The sequence below is a fragment of the Desulfobacter sp. UBA2225 genome, from assembly GCF_002348205.1.
GTDB lineage: Bacteria > Desulfobacterota > Desulfobacteria > Desulfobacterales > Desulfobacteraceae > Desulfobacter > Desulfobacter postgatei.
In genome coordinates, this window is record NZ_DDYV01000126.1 from 1 (window position 1) to 11576 (window position 11576).

The following is an 11576-nucleotide window of genomic DNA, read 5'->3' on the forward strand; positions in this document are numbered from 1 at the left end:
ACAAAGGCTGAGGTGTAAATCACAAGGCCTAACAGCAGGGCAATGAATTCAGGCGACAGCATCAGTCCGCCTTTGAAATTAAACCCCTTCAGCTCAGGAATATCCATGGTGTGCGGTGCGTCGAAACTTGCCCATACCAGAAGCGGCAGGCCGATAATCATGCCGAAAGATGTCCAGGAAACAGGAAAATCCTTTCCGGATGAATCCTGTCGCCGCCTGGCCCAGGATTTCAGGATCAATGCCCCGACAATCCCTAAGCCAAAGGCAATAAACATGTATACATGGGCCGGATGGGAGGTCGGGACTGCCATGATGACACCCCGGTTACACAGATACATGCCGGGAAAAGGATGCAGGGCCTGTCTGACCGGGGGCAGGGCTTCATAGAAAAGGGCATACCAGAAGAAAAGTTGAAGTAAAATCGGTATGTTCTGCATGAGTTCAATGTAAATGCCGGCCAGTTTTTTTACCAGCCAGTTGTCGGATAGCCTGGATACACCGACAAATACGCCAAGGACAAGGCACAGAATAATACCGATGACACTGACTTTAAGTGTATTAAGGATGCCAACGACCAACGCTCTGGCGTAAGAGTCCGCAGCAGAATAGGGGATCAGGCTTTCACCGATTTCAAAGCCCGCTTCTTTGTCCATGAAGCCGAAGCCCGAGGCAATGTTTTGCTTCTCCAGGTTGGTCAGGGTGTTTGAGATCAGGTACCAGGCTAAAAGGCCCACCATGATTATGGTCAGCCCCTGATAAGCAATGGCCCGTTTATCCGGGTCCAGCCAGAATGGTATTTTTTTTTCCGGAGTGTTGTTTGCCATAATTTATCAGTTCAGATGAAAAGTGCCCGGAGGCTGAGTGCTCAGACTCCGGGACTCTATTGGTAATTTGCTATCTGATGGGCATTGCATACATCAGACCGCCTTCGGTCCACAGGGCATTGAGGCCTCTTTGCAGCCCAAGAGGGGTGTCTGGTCCGACGGTGCGGTTAAAACTTTCACCATAGTTGCCCACCTGTTTTATAATATTGTAAGCCCATTTGTCATCCAGGCCCAATTGGGAGCCGATACCGGGCGTTACACCAAGAAAACGCTGGATCTCCGGGTTTTTTGATTTGAGCATTTCATCAACATTTTGGGAAGTAATACCGAATTCTTCAGCCTGGATCATGGACATGATGGTCCAGTTAACAATGTCATACCACTGGTCATCACCGTGTTTAACTGCAGGCGCCAGCGGTTCCTTTGAAATAATGTCCGGCAGCATTTCATAATCCGTTGGTGTCTGGGCCGTTGCCCGGGCAGCAGCCAGCTGGGACGCATCAGATGTAAGCACATCGCAACGGCCGGCAAAAAAAGCCTTGGCAAGTTCTGCGGTTTTTTCAATAACAACGGGTTTCCAGTCCATGCCATGGGTCCTGAAGTAGTCGGCAATATTCATCTCATGGGTGGTGCCGGGAAGAACGCAGACAGTCGATCCTTCGAGGTCTTTTGCACTTTTTACACTCAGTTTTTTAGGTACAAGAAACCCCTGGCCGTCATAGTAGTTGGGATGAGCAAAGTTAAGGGTATTTTGGGTATCTCTGGAAAGGGTTATGGTGGTGTTTCGGCACAGTACGTCCACTTCACCGGACTGTACTGCCGGAAAACGCTGAACAGCGGTCAATGCTGTGAATTGAACCTTGGTTGCATCGCCAAGAACAGCGGCTGCAACGGCTTTGGCTGAATCAACATCCAGGCCTTGCCATTCGCCGTTTTTGTCAGGCTTGCTGAAACCGAACACGTCTCCGTTAACACCGGCTTTAAGATAGCCGCGGGCTTTAACCTCATCCAATGTTCCTGCGCCGGCAACAGATACGAGAACCATGGAAATCATACAGATAAACGCAATACTTAACCGTTTCATAGATCACTTTCTCCTTAATAATGATTTTTGATATGTAAAGAAACCCCCGTAAATATTTAGCATACAATGTTAATTTTTCAAAAGATTTTTTTGTTTTGTGCAGAGATCGGGGGTGTATAATCTTTTATGCTTAGATTTGTAAGAAATTAATTGGCCAAATTGGGTGAAAATAATGTAGATTGATTTTAGTGTGCCTTGTGTTTATTGTTACTGATTAGGAGATTCTTGTGGACATTTATAAAAAAGAAAAAATAACGGATTATACCCATCTGAACTTGATTCGCGCCAGGTATAGGGACAGGTCCGGCACGGATAAATCCTGGTTGTATGCATCCAGGCAAAGTACGGCCAGGCCTGATGCGGTAGTGGTTGTTCCATTCCATCAACAGGAGAATAAACTGGTCGTTATCAAGGAGTTTCGGGTGCCTTTGGGCGGATTCCAGTATGGTTTTCCCGCAGGCCTTGTGGACCCCGGCGAAAGTGTTGTTCAGGCCGGTCGGCGTGAATTGTATGAGGAGACCGGCTTAACGGTTGTGAATGTGATAAAACAAAGCCCTGCGATATTTTCTTCATCCGGATTAACAGATGAAAGCATAATCCTTTTATATGTGGATTGTGAGGGATCTGCAAATACCGAATATAACGAGGCTTCCGAACTGATTGAGGTAAAGATGCTGTCACCGGATCAGGCGGCCGACTGTCTATGCCAAGACAATATTTTGTTTGATGTAAAAACATGGATTGTTTTGGACCGGTTTGCTGCAACAGGTAAGATGGTATAAGGACGCCATCGCGTGTTTTCAAATTTTATATATTTTCTTGCGGCCCTGGTGATTTACACCACATCGGAGTTGTTTGACAAACCTTCGGGATTTGATCCCGGGGCCATTGGTTTCTGCCTGCTCTCAACGGCTGCATTTGCCCTGGTCTGCCGGATTTATTTCAATCGCCTGTCACGCCTTGGGCAGGCCTTGCCGGCACAGGAAATTGACCAGCGGGTGAACACTGCCGTCTCACGGCTCTCCATTTCGGCATTGGTGCTCTTTGCCGTAAATATTTATGGGTTCCGTGTGAATCATTTACTATCGGGCGTTGCTATATTCGAATGGATGCCCACCCTTGGTGCACTACTGTTTCTTGGATTGTTTCTTTTTTATCTGCTTTTAATATGGAACTTTGCCTATCAGATTCAGAAGCGGTTTTTTACGGTTTCTTTGACCAAAAAGAGCTTTATCCTTTCCAACGTTGCCTTTTGTTTGCCTGCCATGCTGCCGTGGTTTTTTCTGTCTCTTTTGGCCGATTGTCTGGGGCTTTTGCCCTTTGACGGGCTGAATAGATTTTTAAACTCCACGGCCGGGGAAGTGATTTACATTCTTTTTTTTGTCATTTTTATTTCTGTGTTCGGACCGGTTCTGATCCAGCGTTTATGGGGGTGTCGTCCCCTGAAATCGGGTTATGACAGGCAGCGCATTGAAAAAACCTGTCGGATGGCTGATCTCAAATACAGGGATATCCTGGTTTGGAACCTGTTCGGCGGCGGCATGATTACTGCCGGTGTTATGGGTATCGTGGGCCGGTTTCGGTACATCCTGGTTACACCGGCACTGCTTGCCTGTCTGGATGATGATGAGATCGAAGGGGTTGTCCTGCATGAAATAGGTCATGTATATCACCAGCATATGCTTTTTTATCTGTTTTTCTTTGCCGGATTTATTGCCTGTAATTTTGTTTTTTTTGAGCCTTTAATGCTCATGATTTATCTGATCAACCCCTTGTATGCCGGGGCCTCCTTTTTAGGGCTCAGTAAGGATACGGCCCATGCCGCCGTGACCTGCCTGGTGCTCATAGGCCTGTTTGTTTTGTATTTCCGTTTTGTCTTTGGTCTGTTCATGCGGCATTTTGAACGTCAGGCAGATCTGCATATTTTTAAATATACAGATTCGCCGTCGGCATTGATCTCCACCTTTTACAAAATTGCATCCCTAAGCCGGCAGTCCATTGATAAACCCAACTGGCACCATTTCAGTATTGGCCGCCGTATTGGTTTTCTGGAAAAGTGCCGGATGAATCCGGCTCTGATCCAGAGCCACCACGGAAAAGTAAAAAAGATGATTGCCGGGTATCTCCTTGCCGTGGGGGTTGTTTTTTTCCTTGGATACAGTATTAGTTACGGGGGGCTTAACACCTCTTTTACCCGATTTGTCGCCGGAAAAATTTTGAGCCGGCAGCTTGAGATTGATCCCAATAATTCTGATTTGTATGTTCAGGTGGGCGATTTTTATTATGATGCCCGGCAGTATGAAAAGGCAATGGTGGCCTACGAGAATGTTTTAACAATTGATCCGGTGAATGTCCATGCCTTGAATAACCTGGCCTGGCTTCTGGCCACATGTCCGGACAAATCGTTTCGAAACGCCCCCAGGTCTCTGGATCTGGCCCGCCGGGCCGTGGATATCCGAAAGGAAGCTTATATACTCGATACCTACGCCGAAGCCCTGTATCTCAATAATCATAAACGACAAGCATTGGCCGCGGCAAAGCAGGCACTTGAGATTTCGACTCAAAGAAAACAATATTATGAGGATCAGGTGACACGGTTTGAAAAAGCGCTGCAAAAATCTTTGCCTGACAAGGTCTGACAGTTTGTCGTAAGGCTTTTAAAATCGACTCCTTTATAATCGGGTTCAAGGTCGGGTTCAAGGCCTGCCAGCATGGCTTGGGTTGATCTTCTGCCTAAAAGTGCAGGCTCCGGAGGCGGGGCAGGACATTTGAATATGCCTGAAATCCTGGACGCTATAGTTGCTCCCGGGGGGGGGGAAGCCAGTTCCCCGGGATTCATCTTGTATAATTTTCAGGCGAGTGTTTTTAGAAGCGTCAGTGTCTGGTCAATATGGATATCCGATACCATGTTGATATCGGATTTAGCCAGGGTCTCAACGCTGAATTTTGATGAGACACATCCGGCTGACAGAAGTGAAATGCAGACAAGAACAATACCGGCAACCCACTTAAGAAACGTGTGCCATTTGAAATTCTTCAAGCCCCAGGTGCATTGTCTTGACTGCCAGTTGGATGCAATGGTGCTTTTTCTCCGGTATACTTTCAAGAACCCTGAAAACATCTCCATCATTAATTTTTAAAGCCTGATCAACAGTTTTTCCCTTCACAAGATCCACTGTCGCCATTGCCGCAGAGATAGCGCCTGCACATCCTGTGATTTCATATTTGGCATCCTGAACAATTTCGTCTTCATCAACTTTTAGATAAATTTTCATTGTATCACCGCAGGAACCAACTTTAAAGGAAATCTGGTTCGCATTTTCAATGGAACCCATATGTTTTTTTCCAAGATAATATTCAATAGCCGGGTCCCCATATCCGGCGTCGGAGAGCATTTTACGTTCTGAATCCTGTATTGTAATTTCTGTGACCACTTCATACATCCTTCAATTGTATGCCCTTACCAAAAACAAATATTTTATCGGGCAATGGAATAAAATATTTTTCCCGGTACATAAATAAATAGAACAACCTTCCTAAAATAATGAATTCCGTTTTTATGTCAAGGGAAATGACTATTTTCGTCTTTTGATTTTACGATTATCCCTGCGATATGGCATGAAAAATACAGATTTGTCAGGTCCAGTTCTGTTTTCTGAATAAAATCTTCAAAGCGCTGCAAATAGGGCTTGTGATTATAGCCGGTTATGATATTCTATATCAACTATTTCGACAAAGTCAGCCATAAACGTTAAATGTTGTAGTTAAATATCATATTCATTTTGGTTAAAGGAGATTCGTTAATGAAAGAGTTGATTAAACTTATGGCGAAAGCGCTGGTTGATGATCCTGAACAGGTTGACATACAAGAGATCAAAGCTCAGCAGACCATTGTTCTGGAACTGCGGGTGGCCAAAGAGGACCTGGGAAAAGTAATCGGCAGAAAAGGCAGAACAGCCCAGGCCATGCGCACCATTCTTTCCTGTGCCTCTGCAAAGGAACAGAAAAGGGTTATTTTGGAAATTGTTGAATAGGGTTGATAATGTAGGCACTTGAGGTGCATGCAACTGATTGCATGGACCTGTCGGCAGGGCGATTCTTTATTCATTAAAATTTTAAGTCTCGTGTTGCAGGAATTTTTCACAGCCTTTAAAAAAGGTTCCTGTTACGGGGCGATGAAATTACGAGAAATTATACCAACAATGCCTTATTTTGTGATATGGGTAATTTCTATATTTAACTTCCGTTGTTTTAATGAAAGGGATAGCGCCAATGCAAATATTCAAAAAAATTCTTTATGCCGTTCTGTTCTTTTTGCTGCTCTCTTCTGTTTCGGTGATGGCTGCTGACAAGGGTAATTTCAGCGTAAAGCCAAGTACGAATGGTGGCAAAAAATGGCGGATCGGATATTTTGAGGGCGGGGAATACATTAATTATCAGCTCAATTTCCTGGGGATTATCAGGGGATTGATGGACATGGGGTGGATGGAAAATGCCAAGATCCCGGAGCAGTCCGCACAACTGTGGCAGTGGCTGGCAAACAACACCAAAAGCCGGTATATTGAATTTGTCAAAGATGCGCATTACACCGGCAGCTGGGACACCCCGCGTATTGAGCAGATGGTGCCTAAAATTATTTCCCGTTTGAATAATAAAAAAGATATTGATTTGATTATCGCAGCCGGCACTAAGGCCGGCCTCAAACTTGCCACGAATGACCATAAAGTGCCCACACTTGTTATTTCAACCACGGACCCGCTGGCTGCCGGTATTATTAAAAGTGTTGAAGATTCCGGTTTCGACCATGTCCATGCCCGGGTTGATCCCTATCGTCATGAACGTCAGATTAAGCTTTTTTATGACATCATCGGCTTCAATAAACTTGGCATTGCCTACCAGGATACAGAGCAGGGACACAGTTACGCAGCACTGGACAGTGCGAAAAAAGTGGCTGATGAGCGCGGGTTTAAAATTGTTTCCTGTTTTACCACAGATGAAAGCGCAGATATAATAAAAGATGAGGAGAGTGTAAAAAAATGTTTTGCAACCTTAGGGAAAAGCGCTGACGCCATTTATGTCACCACCCAGAACGGTGTAAATGCCGACAGTATCCCCGAGCTTGTGAAAATAGCCAACAAATACCGGATACCCACCTTTACACAGTCCCATTCCGAGCAGGTAAAATATGGATTTTTAATGAGTATATCCAGGGCAAATTTTCAATATGTCGGGAGATTTTATGCCCAGAGCATGGCCAAGATATTCAATGGTGCTAAACCTAGGGATATAGGGCAGTTGTTTGAAGACCCCCCGAAAATCGCCATTAATCTAAAAACGGCTGAATTGATCGGTTATGATCCTCCTGTTGATGTTTTAAGCGCGGCCGATGAAATATTTGAGGACATTGAAATCCCTAAAAAATAGGGCAAGGCTTACATAAGGGAACTTTTCCGGACAGTTCCCTGGAACATGCCTGTGCTACCCTATGCTGCCAGCCGGACTGCTGCCGGGTGATTTGAGCATCTGCATCTTTAAGTGAGCCAAACAGGCCTGCCATATGGGCCTGGGTAACCGTCAAACCAAAGGCCTTGGTCAGGTCGTCTCTGTTGATTCCCCCGGCTTGAATGATTTCAATGGGACCTGCCGGCAGCAGTTCATTGTTCTGTCCCGGGCTCATGAATGCCAGCATCCCGTCCTGGTAAAGGTTCGTGGTGATCTCTTTTATCATTTCCGCATTCGTGGTATCCCCCTGTACTTTAAGGCAGTCGGCAAGGCAGGTTTTCATCCATGTCAAATATGCACCCTGGAACACGCCGCCCACACAATGAAATCCCCTGGCAAAACAAATGAGCAGAAAACAGGTGAACAGGGAGGGCAGCAGTTTTTGTTTTTCAAGCGCCTGAATCAGTTCATTCCGGTTAAAGTTCATAGTAAAAGAATCGCCCCGGTCATCCCTTCCGCATAGATAAAAATCGCCTTTTATGGATTTTAATAAAAGGGGAACGCGGCGCTTATAATCATCAATGCCCCAGAAAAAAATCGTACCTGTCGCCGTGCCATCCGGTTTTCCCGGAGCCGTATCTCTATTCTTGAGGGTATTGGCATGCCAGCAGCCTGGGCAGCCGTCCAGATGTTGAATAATCGTGTCACGCAGTGTTGCATTGAAAAAGATTCGGTATGCAAGGCTGTTTTTATCGTTCAGGTCTTTACCGAGCAGAATGGCGGTGATTTTTTCAATTTCCAGATATACAATATCCGGCGGATGTTCACTGGTTTTTAGCATGCGTTTTCCAAGCATCCGGTTGACAATCATAGCCTGGGCCGCGTAGCTCTCCTGGTTTAAAACCGCATCAATGGCATACTCATATTCTAAAAGGCTTACAATTGTTTCGGCCGTGCTTTTGGATATCAGGTTTTTCTTTTTCCATGCGTTTGTTTTTTTCAGGGCTTTTTGCTGCATGGCTATGGTAAAAGGTTTTGCCAGGCTGGTCATGGTCCGCTTTTCATTGTCCGGAAATATCGGCAGTCTCAAGGGCAACTCCCGGCTGTTGCCCAATTCGGATTCGTATACCAGAAGTCCCCTGGCAAATGTCGAACTGTTAAGCGGCACATTGCCGAAACAAAAAATCGGGATAGTGGTTTCTTTGCGCCGGCCGGTGAAAATTCCTGCACCGTAAATCAGGTTCCCCTGGACGGAATTGGCAAAATAATCAATGCCAAGGTGTGTGGTGGTCATTACAGTACCCGCTGCCATCAGATCATTGGCAGCGCGGGTCGCTATATCTTTTCCCAGAACAGGGTAAATCTGACCAAAAACAGCCTGCCTGATGTCATCCCTGGATTGGACGGATGGACAGGGTGGTGTGTTCAATCTTTCAGCATACACCCCAAGGGGCATATGACCAAACCTGTTAAGAATGTTTTTGACCACGGGAAGTTTTTGGCAGACCATCTCCAGATATTCAGATGCACTGGATTGTGACTGTGTTGTCATGGATTTATCCCCCTAACCCACCAAAATAAAGATCAGGGTGAAAAGCAGGTAAGCTGCTGCTGTGAGCGCAATCCCTGAATCTGATCCCATGGTGATAAAAAGCCATCCAAACAGGATGGGGCCAGTTACCTGACCTAAGCGCAAAACAGCATTTAAAAGACCGATAGCCTTACCGCCACCCAGTTGGCTGGTGATGTGCAAATCCAATACATATGCGCTTCTGACTGGAATCAGGCAGGCGGAAAGACCTAGAAGAAAGATGGAAACTGTAACGGAGACAACACCGGAAAAGTCTTTGAAAAAATAAAAATTGGCAATGCTCAGGCTGCCGATAAAACTGCCCATGACAAGGTATCGTTTTTTGTCGTGGGCCTTGCCTGCAATTTTTGAAATATACGGCGCCACATACATCAGGCAGATGCCGTAAATCATGAAAATCCGGCCGATATCGGACTGGGAGGCGCCAATGCCTTTCAGATAAATGGGGCTGTAATAGTTCATGAAACCGATCAGCACGATATACCAGGGAAGCCCATAAAATACGATCAGTGTGAAAATTTTACGATTGAACAGGAAACTCAATACAGACGGTTTCGCGGATGACGGAAGTCTTTGTTCTGTCGGGGTGGGCCGGGTCGCCTGCGCAGTTGGTTTTGGGGGTGCCACGGCACCGTTCATCATGAAAAAGGTATATATAATAAGCAGCAGCACAATAGTGCCGCCCACCAGAAAGACCGGAGCATAACCGATACGGTCCGCCAGCATCGCTCCTGTGGCTCCGCCGCAGATACTGCCTGCATATACTCCGGCCCACAGCTGGGCCATGCCCTGGGCACTGTTTTTTCTTGTAGTAAGTGCAATGATAAAACCCTGGGCCGCCATCAGGGAGAGCCCGTACCCCATCCCCACAAGGCCTAAAGCAATAAGAAAGTACAGGGAAGATGGGGCCAGCCAGGCAAAGATAAATCCTGTGCCGGATAAAAACAGCCCAACCAGAAAGGGTTCTGCCCAACCTCGCTTGTCGCACCATCCACCTGATATCAGTAATGATATTGAAGTGAACAGCATTTGCATGGAAATGGGAAGGCCCATAATGATCTCTTTGGAAAGGCCCAGTAATGGATGATTTGGGTTATACAAGGTGGCCATGTGAAGGGGAAGAAATGAAATGCAGGAGTCTACCCCGAAAAAAAATATGAACGCCACGGGTCGAATGGCTGTGTAATGCACTTGCTTTTTATGCGCACGGGTCTCTCCGGCGATCTGGCGGTCAATAAGCTGGAGCTCAAGGATCAGCAGTTCCACAAAAAAGAAAATCGAGATCACAAGAACCGTGATGGAATCCAGGGCAATTTCTTTAAGTTTGTTGAACAGGAAAGCCTTTGAAAGATGGATGGTCAGTTTGCCGGCCAATGTCCCGGTTTCTGTTTTCCGTGTATTGAACAGGTTCTGGGTGACTGTGTAGCCCGGATAATCATGGAGGGAAAGCATTTCGCCATCTTGATCTTCATTCTTTTCAGGTGTTGTCAGATTGCGCATGCCGTGCTTGGTGGCAATGTAAAGGGGCCGGCCCTTGTGATCAGATATGCTAATGCCTTCAAGTTCAGGAGATACGGCAATGACATCAGCCAGCCGTTGGTCCATTTTTATCAGTCGCCGGATATTCAGGCCCTTTGCCAGTAAATATTCAATATCCTGTTTTAACAGCTTGGACATGACAACACTTTTCTGGGTGGAAACATCCAGAAAATGGACCCTGAATTCAAAAAGATTAAACAAGTTCAAGGAGATTTGGGCCAGGCAGATGATAATAAAAAAAGCCGCAGAGATTTTAAATTTGATTCTCCCCAGTGATTTTTCAGATATGTTCGGCCCCAGGGTCAAAGATCGTAGAAAGATGACTAAAAGCCCCATGGCACTGAAAAGAACCAGCGCAATCAGGTTTTTATTTTTCATGGCTATGGCGCGCAACAGAGCCTTTACTTGTTCCTGACCGAAGGCAACCGTTACGGTGGCGACCCATTTTCTTGCCCCTCCCTCTTTTACGGGCAGGGAAAGGTAATAAACGCCTTCATGTTCCACACAGTGGTATTCCACAGGGGTTTGTGGATCCTTGACCATCGGCAGTCGCACCGATTCAGGCAACTTTGTCCCCACAACCTGTGCCCTGCTGCTGTAAACAACATCTCCATCCGGGTCGGTAATGTAAACAACAATGTCATCCTTATCAGTGTCGGGGTCACCTGCCTCTTTCTGTTTCGGTGTCAGGTGCTGATGGGCTTCCAGGATTAGCTTGTCCATACCAATGAATTTATCAAAGCGTTTGCCGAATCGAAGCGCCGTTTCCAGGTTGCGCTGGAGGTCCTTTGCCACCACGTTATTTTTGGAAATAAAGGTTTCCACATACAGTTTTTCAAGGGTGGCTGATGTTAAAAGAATATTGAAGGCTAACGCAAGCACCAGCATGATAAAGGCAGCTGAAAACAAGCGCATCCGTGATCTGTTTTTCGTCAAATGGCTCATAAAACAGGTGTGCTGTCAGTTTCTTCCTGGTAACGGATCCGGGTAAATGGCGATATAAAGCTTTGGAGAAAGGCCTGGTAGTTCATTGTGAAATCAACAAAATCTCCCACTTTCAAGCGATGAGGGCAATCCGTGATGTCTGCCAGGGTTC

At 46.1% G+C, this 11576-nt stretch carries 10 protein-coding genes; 4 read left to right on the top strand and 6 right to left on the bottom strand.

All coding sequences use genetic code 11. The features are described from left to right. Together B3D59_RS06805 and B3D59_RS06810 are read right to left on the bottom strand one after the other, a co-directional pair. Positions 1 to 824 (bottom strand): amino acid ABC transporter permease (locus B3D59_RS06805; protein ID WP_286818571.1); only part of this gene is annotated, 824 nt, incomplete at its 3' end. A 70-nt stretch (positions 825 to 894) separates the two neighbouring features. Further along, positions 895 to 1908, bottom strand: a complete 1014-nt coding sequence (locus B3D59_RS06810) for an amino acid ABC transporter substrate-binding protein (RefSeq protein ID WP_286818572.1) — start codon at positions 1906 to 1908, stop codon at positions 895 to 897. 227 nt (positions 1909 to 2135) lie between these two features. On the opposite strand from B3D59_RS06810, the gene B3D59_RS06815 reads away from it, so the two are divergent. Together B3D59_RS06815 and B3D59_RS06820 are read left to right on the top strand one after the other, a co-directional pair. Next, positions 2136 to 2690: an NUDIX hydrolase gene (locus B3D59_RS06815; protein WP_286818573.1), complete on the top strand. Its 555-nt coding sequence runs from the start codon at positions 2136 to 2138 to the stop codon at positions 2688 to 2690. Positions 2691 to 2702: 12 nt separating this feature from the next. Then, entirely contained in the window at positions 2703 to 4547 is a 1845-nt protein-coding gene (locus B3D59_RS06820) for a M48 family metallopeptidase (RefSeq protein ID WP_286818574.1), read from the top strand. Positions 4548 to 4759: 212 nt separating this feature from the next. Here the strand turns inward: B3D59_RS06820 and B3D59_RS06825 are convergent, their stop codons facing one another. Both B3D59_RS06825 and B3D59_RS06830 read right to left on the bottom strand, forming a co-directional pair. Next, positions 4760 to 4948 carry a hypothetical protein gene (locus B3D59_RS06825; protein ID WP_286818580.1) on the bottom strand — a complete coding sequence of 63 codons (189 nt, stop codon included), beginning with the start codon at positions 4946 to 4948 and terminating at the stop codon, positions 4760 to 4762. After that, positions 4917 to 5351, bottom strand: a complete 435-nt coding sequence (locus B3D59_RS06830; protein ID WP_353745085.1) for an iron-sulfur cluster assembly scaffold protein — start codon at positions 5349 to 5351, stop codon at positions 4917 to 4919. Before B3D59_RS06830 ends, B3D59_RS06825 begins: the two co-directional genes overlap by 32 nt. Before the next feature lie 360 nt (positions 5352 to 5711). Here B3D59_RS06830 and B3D59_RS06835 point away from each other — a divergent pair, with 360 nt between their 5' ends. Next, positions 5712 to 5942 carry a KH domain-containing protein gene (locus tag B3D59_RS06835; protein WP_286818576.1) on the top strand — a complete coding sequence of 77 codons (231 nt, stop codon included), beginning with the start codon at positions 5712 to 5714 and terminating at the stop codon, positions 5940 to 5942. 238 nt (positions 5943 to 6180) lie between these two features. Beyond that, positions 6181 to 7332, top strand: coding sequence for an ABC transporter substrate-binding protein (locus B3D59_RS06840; protein WP_286818577.1), 1152 nt, complete (start codon positions 6181 to 6183; stop codon positions 7330 to 7332). Here the strand turns inward: B3D59_RS06840 and B3D59_RS06845 are convergent. Both B3D59_RS06845 and B3D59_RS06850 read right to left on the bottom strand, forming a co-directional pair. Continuing rightward, positions 7322 to 8902, bottom strand: a complete 1581-nt coding sequence (locus tag B3D59_RS06845; protein WP_286818578.1) for a hypothetical protein — start codon at positions 8900 to 8902, stop codon at positions 7322 to 7324. The genes B3D59_RS06840 and B3D59_RS06845 overlap by 11 nt on opposite strands. Positions 8903 to 8914: 12 nt before the next feature. After that, a complete protein-coding gene (locus B3D59_RS06850; RefSeq protein WP_286818579.1) occupies positions 8915 to 11425 on the bottom strand; it encodes an MFS transporter in 2511 nt (836 codons plus the stop codon). Positions 11426 to 11576: the final 151 nt, after the last annotated feature.